21 protein-coding genes are annotated in these 24,701 nt (G+C 72.0%); 15 read left to right on the top strand and 6 right to left on the bottom strand.

Annotated elements, in window-relative coordinates:
- The first annotated feature begins 115 nt into the window (after positions 1–115).
- Together ABEA10_RS25940 and ABEA10_RS25935 are read left to right on the top strand one after the other, a co-directional pair.
- Entirely contained in the window at positions 116–1,579 is a 1,464-nt protein-coding gene (locus tag ABEA10_RS25940; RefSeq protein WP_345468423.1) for an MFS transporter, read from the top strand.
- A 110-nt stretch (positions 1,580–1,689) separates the two neighbouring features.
- Positions 1,690–3,720, top strand: coding sequence for an ABC transporter ATP-binding protein (locus ABEA10_RS25935; RefSeq protein ID WP_345468421.1), 2,031 nt, complete (start codon positions 1,690–1,692; stop codon positions 3,718–3,720).
- A gap of 58 nt (positions 3,721–3,778) precedes the next feature.
- On the opposite strand, the gene ABEA10_RS25930 is transcribed toward ABEA10_RS25935, so the two are convergent.
- On the bottom strand, positions 3,779–4,645 hold the full coding sequence (locus ABEA10_RS25930; RefSeq protein ID WP_345468419.1) for an LLM class flavin-dependent oxidoreductase: 867 nt from the start codon (positions 4,643–4,645) through the stop codon (positions 3,779–3,781).
- 538 nt (positions 4,646–5,183) lie between these two features.
- On the opposite strand from ABEA10_RS25930, the gene ABEA10_RS25925 reads away from it, so the two are divergent.
- The 5 genes from ABEA10_RS25925 (at position 5,184) to modA (ending at position 9,863) form a co-directional block, all read left to right on the top strand.
- A complete protein-coding gene (locus ABEA10_RS25925; RefSeq protein ID WP_345468417.1) occupies positions 5,184–6,215 on the top strand; it encodes a nitronate monooxygenase in 1,032 nt (343 codons plus the stop codon).
- Between the two features lie 7 nt (positions 6,216–6,222).
- Positions 6,223–6,726: a hypothetical protein gene (locus ABEA10_RS25920; RefSeq protein WP_345468415.1), complete on the top strand. Its 504-nt coding sequence runs from the start codon at positions 6,223–6,225 to the stop codon at positions 6,724–6,726.
- A gap of 621 nt (positions 6,727–7,347) precedes the next feature.
- The gene (locus tag ABEA10_RS51285; RefSeq protein ID WP_425550964.1) at positions 7,348–8,262 is read left to right on the top strand and encodes an MEDS domain-containing protein; all 915 of its coding nucleotides are present in this window, start codon (positions 7,348–7,350) and stop codon (positions 8,260–8,262) included.
- The gene (locus ABEA10_RS25915; RefSeq protein WP_345468413.1) at positions 8,259–8,471 is read left to right on the top strand and encodes a TOBE domain-containing protein; all 213 of its coding nucleotides are present in this window, start codon (positions 8,259–8,261) and stop codon (positions 8,469–8,471) included. Before ABEA10_RS51285 ends, ABEA10_RS25915 begins: the two co-directional genes overlap by 4 nt.
- Before the next feature lie 594 nt (positions 8,472–9,065).
- Positions 9,066–9,863, top strand: a complete 798-nt coding sequence (gene modA / locus ABEA10_RS25910) for a molybdate ABC transporter substrate-binding protein (RefSeq protein WP_345468411.1) — start codon at positions 9,066–9,068, stop codon at positions 9,861–9,863.
- A 127-nt stretch (positions 9,864–9,990) separates the two neighbouring features.
- Here the strand turns inward: modA and ABEA10_RS25905 are convergent, their stop codons facing one another.
- Positions 9,991–10,125 (bottom strand): hypothetical protein, encoded by a 135-nt coding sequence (locus ABEA10_RS25905; RefSeq protein WP_345468409.1) that lies wholly within the window; start codon positions 10,123–10,125, stop codon positions 9,991–9,993.
- Positions 10,126–10,157: 32 nt separating this feature from the next.
- On the opposite strand from ABEA10_RS25905, the gene ABEA10_RS25900 reads away from it, so the two are divergent.
- The 4 genes from ABEA10_RS25900 to htpG all read left to right on the top strand — a co-directional run bounded on the left by ABEA10_RS25900 (position 10,158) and on the right by htpG (position 15,692).
- Positions 10,158–10,646: a (2Fe-2S)-binding protein gene (locus ABEA10_RS25900; RefSeq protein WP_345468407.1), complete on the top strand. Its 489-nt coding sequence runs from the start codon at positions 10,158–10,160 to the stop codon at positions 10,644–10,646.
- Positions 10,643–11,620 (top strand): FAD binding domain-containing protein, encoded by a 978-nt coding sequence (locus ABEA10_RS25895; protein WP_345468405.1) that lies wholly within the window; start codon positions 10,643–10,645, stop codon positions 11,618–11,620. The genes ABEA10_RS25900 and ABEA10_RS25895 overlap by 4 nt, the downstream gene beginning before the upstream one ends.
- Entirely contained in the window at positions 11,617–13,641 is a 2,025-nt protein-coding gene (locus ABEA10_RS25890) for a xanthine dehydrogenase family protein molybdopterin-binding subunit (RefSeq protein ID WP_345468403.1), read from the top strand. The genes ABEA10_RS25895 and ABEA10_RS25890 overlap by 4 nt, the downstream gene beginning before the upstream one ends.
- 107 nt (positions 13,642–13,748) lie before the next feature.
- Entirely contained in the window at positions 13,749–15,692 is a 1,944-nt protein-coding gene (gene htpG / locus ABEA10_RS25885; RefSeq protein ID WP_345468401.1) for a molecular chaperone HtpG, read from the top strand.
- A 50-nt stretch (positions 15,693–15,742) separates the two neighbouring features.
- On the opposite strand, the gene ABEA10_RS25880 is transcribed toward htpG, so the two are convergent.
- On the bottom strand, positions 15,743–17,122 hold the full coding sequence (locus ABEA10_RS25880; protein ID WP_345468399.1) for a discoidin domain-containing protein: 1,380 nt from the start codon (positions 17,120–17,122) through the stop codon (positions 15,743–15,745).
- A 103-nt stretch (positions 17,123–17,225) separates the two neighbouring features.
- The gene (locus ABEA10_RS25875) at positions 17,226–18,599 is read right to left on the bottom strand and encodes a beta-1,3-glucanase family protein (protein ID WP_345468397.1); all 1,374 of its coding nucleotides are present in this window, start codon (positions 18,597–18,599) and stop codon (positions 17,226–17,228) included.
- Positions 18,600–18,966: 367 nt separating this feature from the next.
- Between ABEA10_RS25875 and pdxR the strand changes: the two genes are divergently transcribed.
- Positions 18,967–20,409, top strand: a complete 1,443-nt coding sequence (gene pdxR, locus ABEA10_RS25870) for a MocR-like pyridoxine biosynthesis transcription factor PdxR (protein WP_345468395.1) — start codon at positions 18,967–18,969, stop codon at positions 20,407–20,409.
- Positions 20,410–20,487: 78 nt separating this feature from the next.
- Here pdxR and ABEA10_RS25865 read toward each other — a convergent pair whose 3' ends face one another.
- Both ABEA10_RS25865 and ABEA10_RS25860 read right to left on the bottom strand, forming a co-directional pair.
- Positions 20,488–20,712, bottom strand: coding sequence for a hypothetical protein (locus ABEA10_RS25865; RefSeq protein ID WP_345468393.1), 225 nt, complete (start codon positions 20,710–20,712; stop codon positions 20,488–20,490).
- 263 nt (positions 20,713–20,975) lie between these two features.
- Entirely contained in the window at positions 20,976–21,866 is an 891-nt protein-coding gene (locus ABEA10_RS25860) for an intradiol ring-cleavage dioxygenase (RefSeq protein WP_345468391.1), read from the bottom strand.
- A gap of 130 nt (positions 21,867–21,996) precedes the next feature.
- On the opposite strand from ABEA10_RS25860, the gene ABEA10_RS25855 reads away from it, so the two are divergent.
- The 3 genes from ABEA10_RS25855 to ABEA10_RS25845 all read left to right on the top strand — a co-directional run bounded on the left by ABEA10_RS25855 (position 21,997) and on the right by ABEA10_RS25845 (position 24,701).
- A complete protein-coding gene (locus tag ABEA10_RS25855; RefSeq protein ID WP_345468389.1) occupies positions 21,997–22,797 on the top strand; it encodes a class I SAM-dependent methyltransferase in 801 nt (266 codons plus the stop codon).
- A 153-nt stretch (positions 22,798–22,950) separates the two neighbouring features.
- The gene (locus ABEA10_RS25850; RefSeq protein WP_345468387.1) at positions 22,951–24,171 is read left to right on the top strand and encodes an SGNH/GDSL hydrolase family protein; all 1,221 of its coding nucleotides are present in this window, start codon (positions 22,951–22,953) and stop codon (positions 24,169–24,171) included.
- Positions 24,172–24,362: 191 nt separating this feature from the next.
- A complete protein-coding gene (locus ABEA10_RS25845) occupies positions 24,363–24,701 on the top strand; it encodes a hypothetical protein (protein WP_345468385.1) in 339 nt (112 codons plus the stop codon).

Below are 24,701 nucleotides of genomic sequence, written 5' to 3'. Positions count from 1 at the left end.
GTCCTCGGCCGGACGGCGGGTCCCGGGCCCGCCGTCCGGTATGCACGTTTGCGGATGGAGAGGAGGGTATTCACCTCGTCAGTTCCGATCGACGACGAGGGAACGAGGAGGCCGTATGGGCGCCGATGGTCTGAAAACGATCGAGACGGATGTGCCCGCACGGCTGGACCGGCTCCCCTGGGCGCGCTGGCACTGGCTGATCCTCGTCGGACTGGGCACCGTGTGGATCCTCGACGGCCTCGAGGTGAACGTCGTCGGGGTGATCGGTCCGCGGCTGACCTCCAAGGCCGGCGGACTGGGATTGAGCGACGCGCAGGTCGGCCTGGGCGCGGCGCTGTACGTGGCCGGGGCGTGCGCCGGCGCGCTCGTCTTCGGGTATCTCACCGACCGGTTCGGACGTAAGAAGCTCTTCCTGGTCACGCTCGCGGTCTACCTGCTCGCGACCGTGGCGACCGCGTTCTCCTTCACCCCTCTGTGGTTCTATCTCTGCCGGATCGTCACCGGCATGGGGATCGGCGGCGAGTACGCGGCGGTCAACTCCGCCATCGACGAGCTGATCCCGGCCCGGCTGCGCGGCACCGTCGACATCGTGGTGAACGGGTCGTTCTGGCTGGGCACGACCTTCGCGGCACTGCTGTCGGTGCCGGTGCTCAACGCCTCGCTGCTGCCGGAGAACGTCGGCTGGCGGCTGCTGTTCGCGCTCGGCGCCGTTCTCGGCGTCGGCATCCTCTTCGTCCGGCGGATCGTCCCGGAGAGCCCGCGGTGGCTGTTCATCCACGGGCGGGAACGCGAGGCCGAGGAGGTCGTCCGCGGCATCGAGCGGGAGGTCACCGACGAGAGCGGGCGACCGCTCGGCGCGGTGGACGAGAAGATCACCATCCGCCAGCGTCACACGATCGGCTTCGGCGAGATCGTCCGCACCGCCGTGAACCGCTACCCGCGGCGCACGGTCCTGGGGCTCTCGCTCTTCGTCGGCCAGGCCTTCCTGTACAACGCGGTGTTCTTCACGTACGCGCTGGTCCTGTCGAAGTTCTTCAAGACGCCCGACGACCACGCCGGCTGGTACCTGATCCCGATCGGTCTCGGCAACTTCTGCGGCGCGTTCGTGCTCGGCCGCCTGTTCGACCGGCTGGGCCGCAAGGTGATGATCTCCGGCACGTACATCCTGTCGGGGGTGCTGCTGATCGGCACCGCGATGCTGTTCCGCGGCGGCCACCTGTCCGCCGTGACACTCACCGTCTGCTGGGTCGTGGTGTTCTTCTTCGCCTCGGCCGGCGCCAGCTCCGCGTACCTGACCGTCTCGGAGATCTTCCCGATGGAGACCCGCGCGATGGCCATCGCCGCGTTCTACGCCGTCGGGACCGCGCTCGGCGGCATCATCGGCCCGCTGCTGTTCGGCAAGCTCGTCGACACCGGCCACGCGAGCACGGTCGCCGACGGTTACCTGCTGGGCGCGGGCCTGATGATCATCGCCGGCATCGTGGAACTGGTCATCGGCGTGGAGGCCGCGGGGCGTTCGCTGGAGGACATCGCCGCTCCGCTCTCCGCCGAGCGGCCCGCCGTGAGCGCCGCCCGGTAGAGCGGTCACGCCGAGCCGTCCGTCGCTACGCCCGGCTCCCCCGACCGTGCCACGTGACACAGCGGGCCGTCCCGGGCGGGCCCATCATGGGGGCGGAGCCTGGGGGTGGGATGGAAGAGACGCCATCGGCCGACACCGTACGAGACGACGACGGAGAGCAGGAGCAGGACGACATCCCCGGCGGACGCGCCGCCACCGGGCAGAGCGACGCCGCCGCCCCGGGCACGGGCGACGCCCCTGGAAAGGAAGACGTCCTGCCGACGGTGGCGACGCTTCACTGGTACGACCACGCCGAGGCGGCGGCGACCGCGCGGTTCACGGCCGTCGCCCGCCGGCTGCCCGCGCTGGTCGGCCAAGCGCTGCGCCTGGCCTGGCGCGCGGGGCCCGCCGACACGGTCACCACGGTCGCGCTGAACCTGATGTCGGGCGTCTTCACCGCGTTGGGCCTGCTCGCCACGACCGGTGTGCTCGACGCCCTGCTCGCCGCGGGTCCGACGCCGGAGCGGGTACGCGCGGCGCTGCCGTCCCTGCTCCTCGTCGGCGGGGCGGCGATCCTGCGGTCGCTGCTGTCGGCCGCAGCCGGATGGGCTCAGGCCAGCCTGACACCGCGGGTGCAGCAGCGGGCCGAGGTGGAGCTGTACGAGGTGACGAGCCGCATCGACCTGGCCAGCTACGACGACTCGGAGTTCTACGAGGCCCTCATGCGGGCCGAGGGGCCGGGCGCCTCGGCGGCGCAGCAGGTGGTCTCGGCCACGATCGACATCGTCACCGGCGCGACCTCCTTCGTGGCCGCCGCGATCGCCATCACCACGCTGCATCCGGTGCTGCTCCCGCTCCTGCTCGTCACCGCGCTGCCCGAGGCCTGGGCGGCGATCCGCGTCGCGCGCTCGCGGTACCTGATGATGGTGCAGACCGTCGGTCCCCGCTACCACTCGGTGATCCTGGGCGACCTGCTCAGCAACCGCCGGTACGCCGCCGACCTGCGCTCGTACACCCTCCAGGGCCTCCTGCTCGCCCAGTACCGGCGGGTGGCGGACGTCTACCGTGACGCCCAGCTCCGACTCGCGCGCAAGAACGTCGCCACCCGGCTCGCCGGGGACGCCGGGTCCGGGCTGGCCGGCGGGCTGGTCTACCTCGTGCTCGCGCTGCTGCTGGCCGCGGCGTGGCTGCCCCTCGCCGTCGCCGGCACCGCCGTCCTGGCCATCCGTACGAGCCGGGCCGCGCTGTCCCAGCTGGTCCACGCGGTGAACGAGTGCTACGAGCAGGGCCTGTACCTCACCGACTACACGACGTTCCTCGCGACCGCGCGCACCCACCTGTCGCCGACGGCCACCGCCGACGTCTCTGGCGGCTTCGCCGCGATCACCGTGGAGAACGTGTCGTTCACCTATCCCGGGGCCGACGAACCGGCCCTGCGGGACGTGTCGCTCACGCTGCCCGCCGGACAGATCATGGCACTGGTCGGGGAGAACGGATCCGGCAAGAGCACGCTGGCCAAGCTGCTCGCCCACCTGTACACGCCGGGGTCCGGCCGCATCCGCTGGGACGGGGTGGACCTCGCGGACGCCGACGCCCAGGCCGTACGCTCACGGGTCGCGGTCATCGCGCAGGACCACGCCCACTGGCCGATGACCGCGCGCGCCAACGTGGTGCTGGGCGATGAGGACGATCCCGCGCGCCTCGACCGGGCCGCCGTCTCCGCCGGCACCGACGAGGTGGTCGCCTCGCTGCCCCACGGCTGGGACACGATGCTGGACCGCCGGTTCAAGGACTCCCACGAGCTGTCCGGCGGGCAGTGGCAGCGCGTCGCCGTCTCCCGCGGCTTCTACCGCGACGCACCGTTGATCATCTGCGACGAGCCGTCCTCGAACCTGGACGCGCGCGCCGAGCACACGCTCTTCGAGGCGATCCGCCGGCACATGCGCGGCCGTACCGTGGTCCTGATCACCCATCGCCTGGCCAACATTCGCGACGCCGACGTGATCCACGTGCTCGAGCACGGCCGGATCACCGCCGGCGGCACCCACGATGAGCTCATGGCGCGCGAGGGCGCCTACCGCGAGCTGTACCTCCTGCAGGCCGCCGCGTACGAGACCACCCCGCAGGCCCCCGAGGAAGATGCCCGATCGTCTCTGGCGTGAACCGGCCGTACCACCGCCGGGCGTCACCGGGGAGGTCGGACCGGCGTCTGCGGACCGTTCAGCCGAGGAGCGGCCGGACCTGCCCGGCCGCGAATCGTACGAAACCCTCCGGGTCGGGCTCGTCGCCGGTCGGCTCCAGGACGACGGTGGTGGCGCCGGCGTCCGCCCACCGCCGGACGGCGTCGGCGACCGTACGCGCGTCACCGGCGATGCCGGCCGTCCGGTCGCGGCCCTCGCGGCGCAGCTGGGCCGCCAGCCGCTCCTCCGCGCCCTGCCCGGTCGCGGTGAGAAGGTAGACGATCATCTGATGCGGGCCGGTGCGTCCGGCCGCCGCGCGGCCCTCGTCCACGAGCCGGCAGGCCTCTCGTACGTCGTCCGGCGCCGTGCCCGCGGTGAGAATCGTGCCGTCGGCGGCCTCACCGCACAGCCGGAGCGTGCGCGGCCCGGTCGCGCCCGCGACGATCGGCGGAGGCGTCCGGGGCGGCCAGTCCAGCTTGACCTTGTCGAGGTGAACGTACCGTCCGTCGACGGTGACCTCCTCCCCGGCGAGCAGCGCACGCAGGGCGGCGAGATGCTCGCGCAGGAGCGTCACGGGCGAGTCGGCCTTCGCGCCGACCTGCGCCATCCAGTCCTGCACGCCGTGGCCGACGCCGATCGTCGCGCGGCCGGGGAAGAGCCGGTGCAGCGCCGCGATCTCCATCGCCGCCAGGGCGACGTTCCGCAGCGGCACGGGCAGCAGCCCGACTCCCACGCGCAGCCGCCCGGTCCAGCCGAGCACGGCGGCCGCGGTGGCGACCCCACTCCCCCAGAAACAGTCCTCCCAGAGCCACAGCTCCTCCAGCCCCGCGTCGTCGGCCACACGGGCGAGGTCGCGCAGGCGTTCGGGTGGCAGCTGGGGCAGGCTGACGGCGCCGAGTACGGTCATGAGCCCATCCTCGCGGACCCGCTGCGCGCGCGAAAGATCACCCGATACTTCCGCGAACCGGCTCCGACGGTGCACCTGCCGCGCGGGCCTGGGTACGGAGGCCCACGTGCGAAGGCCGTGTACGGGGACACACGAGAAGGCACGGGTGTACGCGAAGGCGCACGCGCCGGCCAAGGCGGTACGGGGATGATCCGAAGGCACGGGAGGATGCCGGGACGGGACGACGTCGGCGACGAGACGTACGCGCGGCCCGCGCCGCCGGATCGGCCCCGCGCCACCGGATCGGGCCGCGGTCAAGAGAATGCCGGGGATGGGGCGATATCGGCGACGGGGCGTACGCAGAGCGGCGCCACCGGACCGGGCCATGCCACCGGATCGGCTGGGGCCGCCGGGTCGGTCCGCCGGCAGGAGGGTGCCGGAGGGCCGGTCCGCCGACGCGTGCCTTGCCGCACGATGAGAGTCTGACGTCACCGGACGTGCCCCGGCCGCGCCGATCCGTGCCGCGCCGGTCCGCCCGCCGACCGCGATGAGGAGAGACATGGGTTCGCCACTGCCCGACCTCGGCCTGACCGTTCCGGTGCTCGCGGCGCCGATGGCCGGAGGAGCCGGCACCCCGGCGCTGGTCACGGCCGCCGCGCGAGCGGGCGGTCTGGGCTTCCTCGCCGCCGGCTACAAGACGCCGGAGGCACTGGCCGGGCAGATCGCCGCCGTACGGGCCGAGGGCGTGCCGTTCGGGGTCAACCTGTTCGCACCCAACCCGGTGCCCGTGGGTCTCGACGCGTACCGCCGGTACGCACGGGCGATCCAGCCCGAGGCCGAGCCGTACGGGCTGGATCTGACCGCCGGCGAACCGGTCGAGGACGACGACCGCTGGAAGGACAAGATCGACCTGCTGCTCGCCGGTCCCGTTCCGATCGTGAGCTTCACGTTCGGGGTGCCGGAGCCGGCCGTGGTCGGGGCCCTGCGCGCCGCGGGCAGCCTGGTCGCCCAGACCGTGACGTCGGCCGAGGAGGCCCGCCGCGCGGAGGAGGCGGGAGCCGGGCTGCTCGTCGTCCAGTGCTCGGCGGCGGGCGCGCACTCGGGCACGCTCACGCCGGAGCGGATGCCGGAGGAGATCCCGCTCACCGAACTGCTCGCCCGGGTACGACGGGTGACCGAACTCCCGCTGATCGCGGCGGGCGGCCTCGCCACGCCGGACGACGTCGCCGGGGCACTGCGGGCGGGCGCGGTCGCGGCCATGGTCGGCACGGTCCTGCTGCGATCGGAGGAGAGCGGCGCCTCCGCCGCACACCGCGCGGCACTGGCCGACCCGGCGCGCGACCGCACCGTCGTGACCCGCGCGTTCACCGGCCGCCCCGCACGCGGGCTGCGCAACCGCTTCACGGACCGGTACGGCGACAGCGCACCGTCGGGCTACCCTGCCGTACACCACCTGACCAGCCCACTGCGCAAGGCAGCGGCGACAGCGAACGACCAGGAGATACTCCACCTGTGGGCCGGCACCGGCCACCGCCACGCCACCGCGGAACCGGTGGCCGACATCCTCACCCGGCTGACCGAGAAGCTCTGATCCACTTGTGGACAAGCAGGGGGAAGTGTCGGTGGTGGTGTTTAGGCTGACGGGCGTGAGCGGAGAGGACGGGCGGGCGGCGGGGCGGCAAGAGCGCCATGCCGACCCGGCCGAGGGACCGAAAGACCGCTATGCCGACCCGGCCGAGGAGCCGCAAGACCGCTATGCCGAACCGGCCGAAGGGCCGCAAGACCGCTATGCCGACCTGGTCGAGGAGATGACCGCGATCGACGGCGTCGACCCGCCGAGCGGCGGCCGCGGCTTCGGCCGCACGGCGTTGCGCTTCCACGGCAAGATCTTCGCGATGTTCGTCCGGGGCCGCCTGGTGCTCAAACTACCCGCCGACCGTGTCGGGGAGCTGGTCTCCACCGGCGAGGGCGCCCGATTCGATGCGAACAAGGACACGCCAATGCGCGAATGGCTGAGCCTCGCCCCACACTCCGGCCGTGACTGGCCGGCCCTGGCTCACGAGGCCCTGGCCTTCGCCCGCGCCAACCGCCGCCCCGATTAGGGACACATCCCGTCCGTCCCCCCGTCGGATTCCCCCGCCCGTCCCGCAGGCCCTCTCGCCGGTGTCCCCGCCCGGAACGATCGACTGGTCGGAGACGCTCGCCGCCCCGCTTCCTCTCCGCCCTGCGCAGCAGGGTTCGACCGATCACAGACGACGACCGCCCCCGGGGAGACGCGCTGCGCCCTTCCGGCGCATCCTCCACCACCGCGGCCAGCCCACACCCCGTCTCGCGCGGACAACCGGCCCAAGACCACCGCTGCCCCAAACGGCCTCTCCGCCCTGCGCAGCAAGGACGGCCGGTCACAGACGACGACCGCCCCCAGGGAGACGCGCTGCACCCTTCCGACGCGTCCCCCGCCACCGCGGCCAGCCCACACCCCGCCTGGCGCGGACAACCGGCCCAAGACCACCGCTGCCCCAAACGGCCTCTCCGCCCTGCGCAGCAAGGACGGCCGGCCACAGACGACGACCGCCCCCAGGGAGACGCGCTGCACCCCTCCGGCGCATCCTCCACCACCGCGGCCAGCCCACACCCCGCCTGGCACGGACAACCGGCCCAAGACCACCACTGCCCCAAACGCCCTCTCCGCCCTGCACAGCAAGGACGGCCACGGACAACGGATGCCCCCGAGGCACGCGCTGCGCCCTTCCGACGCGTCCCCACCACCTGGACTTCTCGCACCTGCTGCGCGGCATGGTGACTCCTCCGAAGGCTCCCTGCCCAGGCTTCCTCGCCGCAGCGGTGTGCTCTGGCTGTCCCCGGGGCGTTTCGATTCCGACCGGATGTTCGCGGTGATCGGCCGGGAGGTCACCGAGGCCGCCGAGCAGGGATATCCGGCGGTCCGGCTCACCGCCGACATGAGCTGGGCGCTCCGCCGGCCCGGCGCGTACCCGCTGATGCCGGCCTGCGAGGCCCGGTTCACCCAGGCCATCGCGGCCGAGACCGCCGTAATGGCGATCTCCCCGTGCGCCCGGCGTGCGTTGTGCTCTCAGCGTGGGCTGGCGCTCCCGGACCTACGCTGCGGTCCCGGCGTGGGCAGGGTCGCCCTCTTACTGCGACAAGGGATAGACCCGGGCGGATTGCTTGTCTGGTGGTGGTCCGCATCGCGCAGCGCTGCGAGCGGCGAGGAATCGCTCGCCTTATTGAGAGGGTTTGCCTGCGTCGTCCCACAATCCGAAATCGTTAGAGCCACGCTAGGGACGGCGGTCGGCTCACTCGTTCCTCCCAACACGGCTGGTCAGGCAGGGACGACGACTGTGCCGCGGCTGCGATCCTGGCGGCGTGTGGGCCCCAGGTCGGCGGACGGCAGCGGATGGCCACCAGGTCGGCGGGTGGTTGCCAGCTCATCGTCTCTGGCTCGGCAGCCGCGCGGCCAGGGGTCAGGGACCAGGGCCATCACTGCGGCGCCCTCGTGGTCGGCGTCGTGCCGCTTCCGCCGTCGCCGCGTGGCGCGTCGGCCGACCGGTATGAGCGTGCTGCCCAGTGGGAACGTCTCCGCAGGTCACGGGTTCGGCAGCTGCTGGGAGGAGCCATGATGCGGCTGAGTGCGCGTAACCAGGTCCGGGCCAGGGTCGTCGGTGTCACGGAAGGCGAGGCGACGGCCAACGTCGAGCTGGATGCGAGCGGCGTGCGCATGGTCGCGTCCATCACGGTCGAGGCGGCGCGCGAGCTGAAACTGTCCGAGGGTCGCGAGGTCGTCGCCGTGATCAAGGCCTCGGACGTCATGCTGGCCGTCCCCGACTGAGAACCAGGCCGGAGGGTGGAACGACCTCATGCTGATCCTCCTCGGCCGCCCTGGAGAGCGAGTACGTCACGCTGATCCCCCCGGCGGGCTTCCGGGGCCGGCGCGTTACGCTGATCCCCCCCGGCGGTTTCCGGGGCCGGCGCGTCACGCTGGTCACACCGGCTGGTTCCCGGGCCGGCGCATCACGCTGATCCCCCAGCCGACCCCCAGGCGAGCACGCCACGGTGAGCCTCCTCGGCCGGGCCGAGTACCGGGCGGACGGCACCGCGCCGGCTTTCCTGGGCCGCCCCGGGCGAGCACATCCCATTGATCCGCCTCAGGTGCGAGCCGGTGGGGGACGTCAGGCCGGCGGTCCTCGGCTGAGAACGCGGTGAAAGTCGTCGGGCATTCCCCGAGCTGAGGCACTGCGGGCAGAAACTGGTGCGAGAAGCTCAGCGATATGGCATATGCACCACCACGGAGCCTTCAAGGGTGGAATATGCGATAGTACGGTGGCGTGATTGGGACGGCCGCGGTGGCGCGTGGTCCGACTGCCGTCGCAGGGTCCCAAACCCCCGCCCCTCCCCCAGAGGGCACCTGCACGAGGAGACCAAGGTGATCGAACGTCTGCCCCGGGGCGTCCGGGTACTGCTCGCGGCCGTGCTCGGGACGAGTCTCACGCTGGCGGCCGGATGCGGGAGCACGGATGACGACTCGTCCGGGTCCTCCGGCTCGGGTGGCAAGACGCTCTTCGTCTTCGCCGCCGCGTCGCTGACCGAGACGTTCAACTCGTTGGGCAAGACCTTCGAGTCCTCCCACCCGGGAGTGAAGGTGAAGTTCAACTTCGGCGGCAGTTCCGCGCTGGCCCAGCAGATCACGCAGGGCGCCCCGGCCGACGTGTTCGCCGCCGCCAGCCCGGCCACCATGAAGACGGTGACCGACGCCAAGGACACCGCCGGTGCGCCGACGACCTTCGTCCGTAACCGGCTGGAGATCGCCGTGCCGCCCAGCAATCCCGGCAAGGTCAAGACGCTCAATGACCTGACCAACCCCAAGCTCAAGGTGGTCGAATGCGCGCCGCAGGTGCCGTGCGGCGCCGCCGCCCTCAAGGCTCTCGCGGCGGCCGGGCTGAAGGTCAAGCCGGTCTCGCAGGAGCAGGACGTCAAGGCGGCCCTCACCAAGGTGCAGCTGAACGAGGCCGACGCCGCGCTCGTCTACCGCACCGACGTCAAGTCCGCCGGCGGCAAGGTGACCGGCATCGACTTCCCCGAGGCGGCCCAGGCGATCAACGACTACCCGATCGCCACGCTGGCCCACGCGCCGCAGCCCGCCCTCGCCAAGGAGTTCGTCCAGCTCGTCCTGTCCGGCCAGGGCAGGTCCGTCCTCGAACAGGCCGGATTCGAGAGCCCCTGACCGGCCGGCGACCGGTGGCGGGGACCCTCCGGAGCGGGTCCCCGCCGCCACCTCGGCGACCGTGCGGCGGATCCTGACCGTACGGCGCCTCTGACCGTACGGCGCCCCCAAGCCTCCCTCGGACCTCTCAGTGCCGGACGACGCTGTTCCCGTCGCGGGGCAACGCCTCGATCATCACGCTCGGAGGGGCGACGGTGTCCGCGCCGACCAGCGGCAGAGCCACGCTGGTCAGGTCGCGGATCCCTGACCGCGGCTGGAGCATTAGAACGACGAGGCGCGGGTAGGGCGCCGCCCATGGCGGAGATAACACTGCGGGTCAACGGATCGACGCGCGAACTGGACACCGATCCCCGCACCTCGCTGCTCGACCTGCTCCGGGAGCGCCTGGGGCTGACCGGCACGAAGAAGGGGTGTGACCACGGGCAGTGCGGCGCCTGCACGGTTCTGATCGACGGGCGGCGGGCCAACGCGTGTCTCGCCCTCGCGGTCGCCTGTGACGGGGTCGAGGTCACCACCGTCGAGGGCCTCGGCGACGAGCCGTATCCCCTGCGAACCGCCTTCGTGGAGCGGGACGCCTTCCAGTGCGGCTACTGCACGCCCGGCCAGCTCTGCTCGGCCGCCGGCATGCTCGCCGAGCGCGGGCCGAGCGCGGTCACCCCCGACCTCACCGGCGACGATCCGCCACTGACGCCGGAGGAGATCCGCGAACGCATGAGCGGCAACCTGTGCCGTTGCGGCGCGTACGTCAACATCGTCGCCGCGATCCAGGAGGCGGCGCGGTGAAGCTTTTTGAGTATTCGCGCGCCGCCGACGCGCGGGAGGCGCTGGAGCGCTTCCGGCCCGGCACGATGTACCTCGGAGGCGGCACCAACCTCGTCGACCTGATGCGCCTCGGCGTCGCCCGGCCGGACTCCCTCGTCGACGTCACGCGCCTGCCGTACGACACGATCGACACCGACGACGGCGGTGGCCTGCGCATCGGCGCCGCCGTGCGCAACAGCGACCTGGCCGCGCATCCGGCGGTCCGTGAGCGGTACCCGATGCTGGCCCGCGCCGTGCTCAGCGGCGCCTCCGGCCAGGTGCGCAACATGGCGACGACCGCCGGCAACCTGCTGCAGCGCACCCGCTGCCCGTACTTCCAGGACGTCTCGCGGCCCTGCAACAAGCGCCGGCCCGCCTCGGGATGCCCGGCGATCCCGGGCGACCACGAGAATCTGGCGATCTTCGGGCACTCCGAGCACTGCGTGGCGACCCATCCCTCCGACATGGCGGTGGCGCTCGCCGCGCTCGGCGCGCAGGTGCACGTCACCGGCCCCGCCGGCGACCGGGTCGTGCCGATCCCGGGTCTGCACCGGCTTCCCGGGGCCGCGCCGGAACGCGACACGGTGCTGGTGCCCGGCGAGCTGATCACGGCGGTCGTGCTGCCTCCGCCGCCCCCGGGCCGCTCCCACTACCGGAAGGTACGCGAGCGGGCGTCGTTCGCCTTCGCGCTCGTCTCGGTCGCCGCGGTGCTCGACGTCGACGAGGCGAGCGGCACCGTACGCGACTGCCGGCTCGCCCTCGGCGGCGTCGCGCACGCGCCGTGGCGGGCCGAGCGGGCCGAGGCGGCGCTCCGGGGCGCCCCGGCGACCGAGGAGGAGTTCATCCGGGCGGCCGAGGCCGAACTGGCCGAGGCCCGGCCGCTGCCGCGCAACGCCTACAAGGTGCCCCTCGCCCGCAACCTGATCGTCCGGACCCTGCAGGAGCTGGTCAGATGAACCGCGTCGAGGGACGTGAGAAGGTCACCGGCCGCGCGCGGTACGCGGTCGAGTACCCGGTCGAGGACGTCGCGTACGTCCATCCCGTCCAGGCGCCGGTCACCCGCGGGCGGGTCCGCTCGATCGACGCCGCCGACGCCCTCGCGACGCCGGGCGTGCTGGCCGTGCTGTCCTGTGCGGATCCGCCGGCGCTCGGGTCCCGGGAGGACGCCGAGCTCGCGCTGTTCCAGAGCGACCGGGTCGCCTACCGCGGGCAGCTCGTGGCGGCGGTGGTGGCGAGGACGCTGGAGACGGCGCGGGAGGCCGCCGAACACGGCGTGCGGATCACCTACGACGCCGAACCGCACGACGTGCTGCTGCGCGCGGACCACCCCGGCCTCTACACCCCGGAGAAGGTCAACCCGGCGTTCCCGGCCGAGACCCGGCGGGGCGACGTGGAGGCCGGGTTCGCCGAGGCGGCGGTCACCGTCGACGCGACCTACACGACGCCCACGCTGCACAACAACCCGATGGAACCGCACGCCACGATGGCCGTCTGGGAGGAGAACGGCGACCTGACGCTGTACGACTCGACCCAGGGCGCCTCCGGCGACCGCGACACGATCGCCGACGTGCTCGGCCTGCCGCCGGAGCGCGTACGGGTGGTCGCGCCGCACGTCGGAGGCGGCTTCGGGTCCAAGGGCACCACGCGACCGAACGCGATCCTCGCGGCGCTCGCGGCGCGGGCCGCCGGGCGTCCGGTGAAGCTGGCGCTGACCCGGCAGCAGATGTACGACCTCACCGGTTACCGCACGCCCACCATCCAGCGCGTCCGGCTCGGCGCGGACGCCGAGGGGCGGCTGACCGCGATCAGCCACGAGGCGGTCGAGCAGTCCTCGACGCTCATGGAGTTCGCCGAGCAGACCGCCACGCCCACGCGGGTCATGTACGCGGCACCGAACCGCCGGACGACCCACCGGCTCGTCCGCCTCGACGTGCCCACGCCGTCGTGGATGCGCGCACCCGGGGAGTGCCCCGGGATGTTCGCGCTGGAGTCGGCCATGGACGAACTCGCGGTCGCCGCCGGCATCGACCCGATCGAGCTGCGCATACGCAACGAACCCGAGGTCGACCCGGAGAACGACCTGCCGTTCAGCTCCCGCAACCTGGTCGCCTGCCTGCGGGAGGGCGCCCGCCGGTTCGGCTGGGAGCGGCGCGACCCCCGGCCCGGCATCCGGCTCGACGGGCGCTGGCTCGTCGGTACGGGCGTGGCCGCCTCCACGTATCCGGCGCGACGGATGGCGTCCGCGGCCGGCGCCACGGTCGAGGACGGCGACTTCGTCATCCGGATCGCCGCCGCCGACATCGGCACCGGCGCGCGTACGGTCCTCACGCGGATCGCGGCCGAGACGCTGGGCACCGCCCCCGAGCGCGTGCGCGTCGAGGTCGGCGACAGCGCGCTGCCGCGCGCCTCGGTCGCGGGCGGTTCGATGGGGACGGCGTCGTGGGGGTCGGCGGTCGTACGGGCCTGCGAGGCGCTGCTGAAGAACGGTGAGCGCGGCACCGCCGACACCACCGAGGACGTCGAGGCCGACTCCGGCTTCTCCCGGCACGCGTTCGGCGCGCAGTTCGCCGAGGTACGGGTCGACATCGACACCGGCGAGGTCCGCGTGCCGCGGCTGCTCGGCGTGTTCGCCGCCGGGCGGATCCTCGAGCCGAAGCTGGCGCGGTCGCAGTTCATCGGCGGCATGACGATGGGCGTGGGCATGGCCCTGATGGAGCGGACGGTCGTGGACGAGCGCGACGGCGGTTTCCTGAACCGCGACCTCGCGCAGTACCACGTGGCCGCCTGCGCCGACGTCCAGGACATCGACGCGGTGTGGGTGGAGGAGGAGGATCCCCACCTCAACCCGATGGGCTCCAAGGGCATCGGGGAGATCGGCATCGTCGGCACCGCCGCCGCCGTCGCCAACGCCGTCCACCACGCCACCGGACGGCGCGTGCGCGACCTTCCGATCACCCCGGCGAAACTGGTCGGCTGACGCGGGGACGAAGCGGATCTCGCTACCCTGAGATCCTGCCTTTGGACGGTGCCGCGCGGCGTTCGCGCGGGCCGGAGACGAGTTGACGCAGGGAGCAGGAGTACCCGATGAGCGCGCCGACACAACAGGAGAGGTTCAGCTTTCAGGCCGAGGTCGTCCAGCTTCTCGACCTGATGATCCACTCGCTGTACAGCAACAAGGAGATCTTCCTGCGGGAGCTGATCTCCAACGCCTCCGACGCGATCGACCGGCTGCGGTTCGCGCAGCTGACCGAGCCCGGCCTCGAGGAGGAGGGCGCGGACAAGGAAGAGCTGCGGATCCACGTCTCGTTCGACAAGGACGCGCGCACGATCACCATCACCGACAACGGCATCGGCATGAGCCGGCAGGAGGTGATGGACAACATCGGCACCATCGCCAAGTCCGGCACCCGTGAGTTCTTCCAGGCGCTGACCGGCGACCAGCGCAAGGACGCGACGCTCATCGGCCAGTTCGGCGTCGGCTTCTACTCCTCGTTCATCGTGGCCGACCGGGTGACCCTGACCACCCGCCGTGCCGGGCTGCCCGCCGAGGAGGCCGTGCGCTGGGAGTCGGACGGCCGCGGGGAGTACGCCCTGGAGGCCGTCGAGCGCGCGCAGCGCGGCACCGAACTCGTCCTGCACCTGCGCGAGGGCGAGGACGACCTGCTCAACCACCACCGGCTGCGCACGATCATCCAGAAGTACTCCGACCACATCAGCCTGCCGATCGTGATGCCGCAGGAGGGCGACGAGGCCGGCGAGGAGACCGTCAACCGCGCCTCCGCGCTGTGGGCCCGCCCGAAGAACGAGATCAGCGACGCCGACTACAACGAGTTCTACAAGCACGTCGCGCACGACTTCGCCGACCCGCTCGCCCATCTGCACAGCAAGATGGAGGGCACCTACGAGTACACCCTGCTGCTGTTCATCCCGGCGACCGCGCCGTTCGACCTGTGGATGCCCGAGGCGCGCCATGGCGTGAAGCTGCACGTCCAGCGGGTGTTCATCATGGACGACACCGGTCAGCTGATGCCGAACTACCTGCGGTTCGTCCGCGGGGTCATCGACTCGGCCGACCTGCCGCTCAACGTCTCCCGCGAGATCCTGCAGAGCAGCCGGGTGGTCGACAACATCCGTTCCAGCGCGGTCAAGAAGGTGCTGCGGCTGCTGAAGGACCTGGCCGAGAAGGAGCCGGAGAAGTACGCCACGTTCTGGCGGGAGTTCGGCGACGTCCTGAAGGAGGGCGTGGCCGAGGACTACTCCAACCGCGACGAGATCGCCAAGCTGCTGCGGTTCACCACCACGAAGTCCGCGACCGACGAGCCGGACACCTCCCTCGGCGACTATGTCGAGCGGATGAAGGAGGGCCAGGACAAGATCTACTACCTCCTCGCCCCGACGCCCGCCGCGGCCAAGAGCAGCCCGCACCTGGAGATCTTCCGCAAGAAGGGCATCGAGGTGCTGCTGCTGGGCCAGGCCATCGACAACTGGCTGGTGACGAGCCTGCCCGACTTCGAGGGCAAGCGGCTCCAGTCGGTCGCCCAGGGCGTCTCCGACCTCGGCGCGATGGAGGACGAGGCCGAGAAGGAGGCGGGTGAGAAGGCCGGCACCGAGCTCAGCGGCCTGGTCGAGCGGCTGAAGGAGGCCCTCGGCGACAAGGTGTCCGACGTGCGGACCACGAACCGGCTCACCACCTCCCCTGCCTGCATCGTGGCCGACGAGCCGGACATCGAGATGAACCTCATGCGCCGCATGCGGGGTTCGGGGATGCCGAGCCGGCCGATCCTGGAGATCAACCCCGAGCACACCCTCGTACGCCGCCTGGACGGGGAGACCGACGAGCAGCGCCTCTCCGACTGGGCGCACGTGCTCTACAACCAGTCCGTGCTGACGCTCGGCGCCCGCATCGACGACCCGGCCGAGTTCGTCGAGCGGCTCAACGGCCTGCTCATGACGCTCGCGGACGGCACCGGAGAGGGTGCGCAGGAGACCGAGAAGGCGGACGCCGAGGCGGGCTCGGGCGAGGAGTGACGGCGTGGTCCGGGGCGCCGGCCGGCGCCCCGGACCACCCGCTCCCGCTGTCAGGTGCCGTAGACCTGGAACTCCCACAGCGAGTAGCCGTACGGCGTGCCGCGCTGTGTGCCGTACATCCGCACGTACCGGCCCGAGCCTGAGACGCTCACGTCCTGCACTCCCCCGGTGCCGCTGGTCGTCGAGTAGACCGTCGTCCAGTTCGTGCCGTCGGTGGACCTTTGGATCTGGAACGCTTTGCCGTAGGCGGCCTCCCAGTTCAGGACGACGTGGCTGAGCTGGCGCACCGAGCCGAGGTCGACCTGGAGCCACTGCGGGTCGCTGAACGCACTGGACCAGCGTGAGCCCGTGTTGCCGTCGGTGGCGTTGGCCGCGGCGGTGCCGGGCGCCTCGGTGGACGAGGCGGTCGTCGGGTGTCCCTGGGACAGGTTCGTCCCCGTGCCACCGCCTCCGCCCGGCGCCTTGTTGTAGACCGCGACGTAGTCGATGTTGAGCGAGCCGCCGGAGACGGTCGAGGCGTTGGGCCCACCGCCGAACGCGTCGGGGAACCCGCCGCCCATCGCCAGGTCGAAGATGATGAAGAACGGGTGGTCGACGGCGTTCGCCCAGGTGGTGGCGTCCACACGGTTGGCGGCCAGCGTGAAGTAGTTGTTGCCGTCGAGATACCAGCGGATCTGCTCCGGCGACACCGACCGGTCGATCTGCACGGCGTAGGTGTGGTAACCGGTCTGGCAGCCGGAGCAGGCCCGCTCACCGCTGCCGATCCCGGTGGACTCGTTGCAGGGACCGCCGGGGTTCGTGCCGCAGTGGAGGGTGCCGAACACCGAGCTGCGGCCGTTGATGTCCTCGAGGATGTCGACCTCGCCGGAGGTCGGCCACGGCGTACCGGTGCGCAGCGTCGAGCCGAGCATCCAGAACGCCGGCCAGTAACCGGCCCCGTTGGCGGTGGTCACGTTGGGCTGCTGGATCGACGCCTGCATCATGACGACGCCGCCGGCGGGCGCGCCGAACGTCGCGGCCTGCGTCTCGACCCGCCCGGAGGTCCAGCCGGCGCGCGGGTCCGAGCCGGAGTGGAGCGCCTTGAGGACGAGATGTCCCGCGCCGTCCTGGTAGGCGTTCGCGGTGCTGTTGGTCATGGTCTCGATCTCACCGGTGCCGAAGCCGCTGCCCGGCCCGGTGTCGTACTTCCACGTGCCGGTGTTCAGGCCGGTGCCGGCCGCTCCGGTGAAGTCGTCGCTCCACGTGGTGGTGAACCCGGCGGGCGGGGCCGGCACCGCGGCGGGCCGGGCGGGAGCCGCCCCGGCGGGCGCGCTCGCGGCGACGGTGGCGGGCGTGATCACGCCGACGGCGAGGATGAGGGCGCCGGCTCCCACCTTGAGCCGGTGCGCCCACGAGGCGCGGAGGTGCCTGTCTTGCCGATCGAACAACACGGTGTGCTCCTTTGCGGGGGCCGTACAGACCCACCCGTACGACCCCCTTGGCGAGGTGACGGTCGACTTCCGGTGGAGCGCTTTCAGGCGCGGCCGGGGCGGCTCACCAGCCGACGGCGACGAGGAGGTACTGCGGGTCGCCGTGGGAGATGAACGAGGACCGGCCCGCGACGTCGTCGTAGGGGAAGCCGTAGGCCAGGTGGTTGATCGCGTGGTCGTGCCAGAACTTGGCGTAGTAGTTGGCCGGCGCGGCCTTGTAGTACTGGCTCGGGTCCGACTGCTGCGACTGCCCGGCGACGTGCCGGTTGAGCGCGGCGCACATGTTCGGGTTGCCGGCCAGCGAGCCCGCGCATCCGAACACGTTGGACGTGGGTTCGTTCACGCCGTTCGCCTGGGCGTAGCTCGTGAAGTAGTTCGCGTACTGCCCGCCGGTGCGGAACGCGCTGTCGCTGCCCGGCGCGGGGATGTAGTACGGGGCCTGGACCGTCGCCAGGTGCTTGAACTCGGCCGGGACCTCGTTCTGGAACCGCTGGAAGGTCGCGGACCGGTCCTCGGCGAACGTCGCCTGGTCCTCGCCGACCTGCGTGTCGTAGCCGTCGTGGGCGTGCAGCCGCAGGGCCAGTTTCAGCCCGAAGCCGTCGACGCGCGTCGTGTTGCCGTTGAAGACGTCCGGCCCGACGGTGAACTCGATGAAGTCCCGGTACTGGCTGTTCGGCGAGCCCAGGTAGAAGTACATCCGGCCGGCGGAGTTGGCGGGCATGTCGAAGTAGGGCTGTTCGGCGATCGAGTGCGTCTGCCCGTTGAAGCTCCAGTAGACCTGGCTGTCGGGGTAGTGGCCGTTCGTCCGGTTGAGGATCTTCAGCTCGAGGACGTTGTGCGCGGCCGGGATGTCACTGGTGTCGCCCCAGAAGGAGTCCGGCGGCGGCGTCGTGGTGGTCCCGGAGTAGACCGCGAACTCCCACAGCGAGTAGCCGTACTGGGTGCTGCGCGTGGTGCCGTACATCCGGATGTAGCGGCCGGTGCCGCTGACGTTCAGGGTCTGGGTGCCGCCCGTGCCGGTCGTGGTGCTGTAGACGGTGGTCCAGGTGGAGGCGTTGTCGGACACCTGGATCTGGAAGGCCTTGGCGTAGGCCGTCTCCCAGGTGAGCGTGACCTGGCAGATCTGCTGCGAGGAGCCGAGGTCCACCTGGAGCCACTGCGGGTCGCTGAAGGCGCTGGACCAGCGGGTGCCGGTGTTGCCGTCCACGGCCGCCGACGCGGGGGTGCCGGAGTTCTCCGTGGACGACGCGGTCGCCGGCCGGTTCAGCGCGACGTCGCTCCCGCCGCACGCGGCGGCCTTGGGAGTCCCGGCCGCGCCGGCGGTGAGCGGGGTGCCGGCCACGAGAAAGCCGACGAGAAGCATGATCGCGGCGGACGCGATCGCCATGAGGTGGGCGGGCGCGCGACGGCGCGCCGGAGGACGGAGGGTGGGTCGCACGTGGCGTCTCCCTTTCTGGGGGTAGGGAGGCGCGGCTACGGCGGTGGCGGCCGCCGAAGCCGCGATCCGGCGACGGACGTCGCTCGGTCGTGGGGCGGTCTTGCTTTCTGAGAGCGCTCTCACGCCCGACGGTGGACGCCATTCCGACTCCCGTCAAGAGAGTCAGGACATAACGTTTCGGTAACGGCCGTCGGCCACCTTGGCCCACCAAGGCCGGACATATGCCCTGGCCAGGGTATTTGTTGCTCCGCACCCCATTACTCGGTCGCGGCGTGCGTGTCGAAGTCGAGCCGGACCGGGATCGTCGATGTCGTCGTCATGCCATCGAGCCTCGACGGTGGACGGCCCAGGAGTATGGTCCGTTTTCATGGCGAAAACCTGGGCCATCTCGGGCGTGGACCTGCATCTGGAGGTGACCGGCGCCCGCGTGGGCGCGGCGCTGGAGTCCGCGCTGCGCGAGGCGGTGCAAACGGGCCGGCTGGCCGAGGGGACGCGCCTGCCCTCCTCCCGGGCGCTGGCTGGTGACCTGGGGGTCGCGCGCAACACGGTCGCCGCCGCGTACAGCCGGCTCGTCGCCGAGGGCTGGCTCACGGCACGGTCCGGCGCGGGCACCCGCGTCGCCGCCCGGCCGCCCGTCCCCACCGGACAGGCCGGGCCGGGACGCCCGGCGTCCGATGCGATCCGGACCGGCGCGACCGGGCCGGGGCGTGCCGCGGCGTCGCGCACGCGTCCCGCGATCCGGCACGACCTGCGGCCCGGCTCGCCGGACGTGTCGCTGTTCCCCCGCACGGCCTGGGCGGCCGCGTCGCGCCGGGCTCTGCAGGCCGCGCCGCCCGACGCCCTGACCTACGGGCACACGCGCGGGCTTCCCGCGCTGCGGACCGCCCTGGCCGGCCACCTCGCCCGCGCCCGCGGCGTGCACGCCGACCCCGAGCGGATCGTCGTGTGCGCGGGCTTCACTCAGGCCCTGGACCTGCTGACGCGGGTGCTGCGGGCGCGAGGTTCGGCGACCGTGGGCATCGAGGCGTACGGTCACCGGCGGCACGCCGAGGTCATCTCCGCCGCCGGCCTGCGGACCCGCCCGGTGCCGGTCGACGAGCACGGCGCCGTCATCGGCCCGGCGGCCGACGCACTGCTGCTGACGCCGGCGCACCAGTTCCCGCTGGGCGTGCCGCTGTCCCCGGACCGGCGGGCCGAGGCCGTACGCTGGGCGCACGAGACGGGCGGTCTGATCATCGAGGACGACTACGACGGCGAGTTCCGCTACGACCGCCGGCCGGTGGGCGCCCTGCAGGCGCTGGCGCCCGAGCACGTCGTGTACGCCGGCTCCGCGAGCAAGAGCCTGGCGCCGGGTCTCCGCCTGGCGTGGCTGGTGCTCCCGGCCGGGCTCGTGGAGGAGGTCGCCGAGGCCAAGCGGCTCGCGGACGGCCACACGAGCACGCTCGAACAGCTGACGCTGGCCGAGTTCGTGACCTGCGGCGGCTACGACCGGCAGATACGCCGCTGCCGGCTGGCCTATCGCCGTCGTCGCGACCGCCTGGTGAGCGCGCTGCGGCGCGAGGCGCCGCAGGTGCGCGTCACCGGCCTGGCCGCCGGCCTGCACGCGTTGCTCGAACTCCCGCCCGGCGCGGACGAGGAGGAGATCGTGGCGCGCGCCCACCGGCGCGGCCTCGCGCTGGAGGGCCTCGACGACTACCGCCGGGCGGAGGACGCCGGCCGGCCCGCCCTGGTCGTGGGCTACGCGACCCCGCCGGAACACGCCTACACCACCGCGCTCGCCCGCCTGTGCGCCACTCTCGCGCGGCGCTGAACGTGTGGTTGGGGTCTCGGGCCCGGCCACGAGACCCCAACGGGTCACCGCCTGATCGCGGACTGCGTGTTCAGACGGTCAGCAGCAGCCACAGCCGCAGCCCCACCAGTAGTAGTCGTAGGTCCAGCCGCGGTGCCTCCAGCGCCGGTGTCTGTCGACGACGGAGTAGCCCGTGACGGAATGCCGCGGCGTGACGGTCGGAGCCTGCGCGCTCGCCGGCCCCGCGGTACCGAGAGTCACCACCGTCGCTCCCGCGAAGGCCAGGCCCGAGATCGCTACTCCCATTCGCCGTGAGATTCCCATGGAAGCCACCTCCTTTGATCGGCTTACGCGTGACGACACGTCGGTCACGCCAATGCCTTGTAAAGATGCGCATTTTCTGCGACTTATCCGACTATGACACCGTTAATCCGCAGGTAACAACGGCCCCGGCGGCCCCAGACGTCAATCTTGACGATTGCTTCGCGTGTGTTTTGCGGCTGAATTCCCGAGGTTTTGAATACCGCTACGGTGATCTACGGCCGCTTGACTCCAGGAGTCATCGGCGGTTTACCCACCGGAGGCGATCATTCCTCCGTGCGCAGGAGGACGACGTCGAACCCGACCTCGCGGAACCGGTCCGGCAGGCCCAGCTCGGCGGCACGCACCGGGTCCTCCACGACGGCGAAGTCGCGTACGAGGCCGGGCTTGACCCCGAAGACCGCGTCGGAGTCCAGGTACGGGCTGTCGGCGGCGAACACGTGCGTGGTCACCGGCGCGTACCCCGCGGCGCGTACGAGGAAGTGGATGTGGGCCGGCCGGTACGGATGGCGGCCGGTGGCCTCGAGCAGCGCGCCGACGGGCCCGTCGGCGGGGATCGGGTAGTAGCGGGGCATCACCGTGCGGAACCAGAACCGGCCGTCGGCCTCCGTCGTGAACAGGCCGCGCAGGTTCGACGGGGGGACCTCCCCGGGCCGTTGCACGTCGTAGTACCCCTCCGCGTCGGCCTGCCAGACGTCGACCGTGGCCCCGCCGACCGGCTCGCCGTCCGGCCCGGTGACACGTCCGGTGACCAGGCAGGGTTCGCCCCGGTCGTCGAGGGAGATGTTCGCGCCGAGGGGCCGCGGCGGGGACTCCACGACGTGGAAGGGGCCGAGGACGGTCGACTCGGTCGCGACGCCCTTCGCCCGGTGGTTGATGGTCTCGACCAGCATCGAGACGCCCAGGACGTCGGAGAGCAGCACGAACTCCTGGCGCACGTCGTCGCACTTGTGCCCGGTCGCGGTGAGGAAGGCGATCGCGGCGTTCCACTCGTCCTCGGTCGGCTCGACGTCCTTGACGAAGTCGTGCAGGTGACGGACGAGCGAGCCCAGCACCTGCCTCAGCCGGGGATCGCGGGTGCCCTCCAGGCTCGCCTCCACGACCTCGGCCGAACGCTCCTCGCTGAACAGCTCCCGCCGGTCCGCTCCCGCCGCCATGCCCGACCTCCCGTCGTCGCGGTGATCCGGCCACCGCCCGATGAGCCGATCCTGACACGGCCGCGCACCCGGAGCACCCGTACACCGGATCCACGCGCCGAACGTCGTGGCGCTGGCATACGCTCCCCGCATGACGGACTTCGACGCGTACGAACGCGACCTGTGGGCCGGGCGTGCCGGCGTGTACGCCCGCGGGTTCGCCCGGCTGACCGTGCACACCATCGCACCGCTCCTCGACGCCGCACGGGTCGGACCGGGGAGCCGGGTGCTCGACCTGGGCACCGGGCCGGGGTTCGTGGCCGCCGAGGCCGTGCGCCGGGGCGCGAAGGTCTCGGCCGTGGACGCCGATCCGCTGATGGCCGACACCGCCGCGCGCAACGCCCCCGATGCCGACGTACGCGTGGCGATCCTGCCCGCGCTCCCCTACGAGGACGAGACGTTCGACGCCGTGGTGGGCAACTTCGTCATCAACCATGTCGGCGACCCCGAGGCGACGCTCGCGGAGCTGCGCCGGGTGCTGCGCCCGGGCGGGCGCCTTGCGCTGACGTGCTGGACGATGCCGGGCAGCGGGGTCCTGGCCGTCGTGCGCGACGCCATGGAGGAGGTCGGCGTCGCCTGGCCGGACGACGTACCGCCGAGCCCGTTCATGACCTACGGCCGGCCGGACGCGTTCGCCGCCCTCGTCGACGGCGTGTTCCGCGAGGCCCGGGTGGAGCACCTCGACTGGGACTTCACGTTCGAGCCGGACGAATGGTGGGAGAACGGCGCGATGGCCAGGGTCGGCTCGAACGCCGTCGTCCTGCTCCGCCAGGACCCGCCGACCATCGCCCGCGTCAAGGAGGTCTACGACCGGCGGCTGACGACGTACGCCACCGGCGACGGACGGGTGTCCGTCCCGGCGCACGCACTGCTCGCCCACGGGACCCGCTGACCGGCCCTCGGATCGGCACCGGCAGCCCCGGCGGCCAGGGACTTTCCCGCCGGGTCGTCCGGATACCGGGTCGTCCGGATATTCGAGAGTCGTTTGACGGCGGGCCCCTGGGACGAGAGACTCCCCCGGAAGCACAGAAGATGGACGGTCGCCTTGGGTTGGAGGAGCGCGTTCCGCAGGCTGGTGGCGGTGGCGTGCGGCGTCGCCCTGCTCGTCGTCGGCCCCGCGTCCGTACGGGCTCGCACCCTGGCCCGTGAGCCCAGCGCCCCCGCATGGGTGGGCACCTGGGAGAGCGCGGTCGTCACCGCGGCCGCCAACCGCTGCGTCGACTGCACGATCCGCGACGTGGTGCACACGAGCGTCGGCGGCACGGCGCTGCGTGTACGGCTGTCCAACGCCTTCGGCACCGCTCCCCTGCTCGTCGCGCACACCACGGTGGCGCTTCCGGCGGTCAGCGGCGCCCAGGTGGCGCCGGGCACCCTGCGCCAGGTCAGGTTCCACCGCAGCGCCTCCGTCTCCATCGCCCCCGGCACCGAGGCCGTCAGCGATCCGGTCCGCCTCAGAGTGCCCGCGGCGCACGACCTGTTCGTCACGACCTACACCCCCGGGTACGCCACCCCGCTGAGCGTCCACCCGATCGGGCTGCGCCGCTCCCTGCTGGCGAGCGGCACCGACGCGGCGGACGCGCTGGACGCCGGCGTGTTCTCGGCGGTCACGCACGCGGGGCACCTCGTCTCGGGCGTCGACGTCACCGGCGGTGGCGCGCGGGGCGCGGTCGTCGCCCTCGGCGACTCCATCACCGACGGCTACCGGTCGACCGACGGCGCCGACCACCGCTGGACCGACGTCCTCGCCGCCCGGCTGGCCCGGGGCCGCCGCCCGCTCGCCGTGCTGAACGCCGGGATCGGCGGCAACCGGATCCTGCTCGGCGGAGGCTCACGCGGTGAGCCGGCGCTTCAACGGCTCGACCGGGACGTCCTCAGCCGCCCCGGCGTGCGCACGGTGATCGTGCTGGAGGGCATCAACGACATTCACCTGCCACCGCGCCAGCGCGACCCCGCCCGGATCACCGCGGGGCTCGCGACGATCGTCGCCCGCGCCCACGCGCGCCGCCTGCGCGTGATCGGCGGCACGCTCACGCCGTTCAGGGGCAGCGTGTACTACTCCCCGCGCGAGGAACTCGTCCGGCGGGCGGTCAACGCCTGGATCCGCAGGAGCGGGACGTTCGACGCGGTGATCGACTTCGACGCGCTCGTACGCGACCCGGCCGACCCACGCCGCCTGTTCCCGCCGTACGACTCCGGCGACCACCTGCACCCGAACGACGCCGGCTATGCCGCGATCGGCAACGGCGTGGACCTGGGCGCGCTGTGAGCGGCGTACGAGGTCCACCTAAGGCTCGGTGCCGGCGGCGTCGCGCCGCTATCGGACTGGTTTCAACGCCTATATCCGGCTATCTCGGTGCGGCGCGGTGGTTCGGACACAGGGCAAAGCGGTACCGTTGATGAGCCTTCATTGGTGCGATGTCAACCGCACGATGTAAGTCGTCCATACAAGGCGGAGTGATGACCGAGAACACAGATCTCAATCGGTACGTCAATTACGGCAAGCTGTTGACAGCCGCCGAGGGTGCCGCGAATACCGCTCACGGCCTGCGGAAACACACCGACGATCTGGTCGACGGCTGTGTATCGGCGGCCGCCGGTCACGAGGCGTTCGACTGGCACGGGAAGCTCTTGGAGCTGCACGCGGCCTGGCACCAGCACGTTCACGGTCACGCTACCGACATCCATGGCTACTACGACCGGCTGGTCGAGACCCACCACAACAGCAAACGTGGCCAACATGGCGCTGAGGCCGACGTCAACCGGCTGCGCGGGTTGACGCCCCGCCAGGAGATCTGA

Source organism: Actinoallomurus oryzae, assembly GCF_039541955.1.
Classification (GTDB): domain Bacteria; phylum Actinomycetota; class Actinomycetes; order Streptosporangiales; family Streptosporangiaceae; genus Actinoallomurus; species Actinoallomurus oryzae.
The sequence above is the reverse complement of the archived record's forward strand: the minus strand, read 5'-3'. Positions and strand labels throughout refer to the sequence as shown.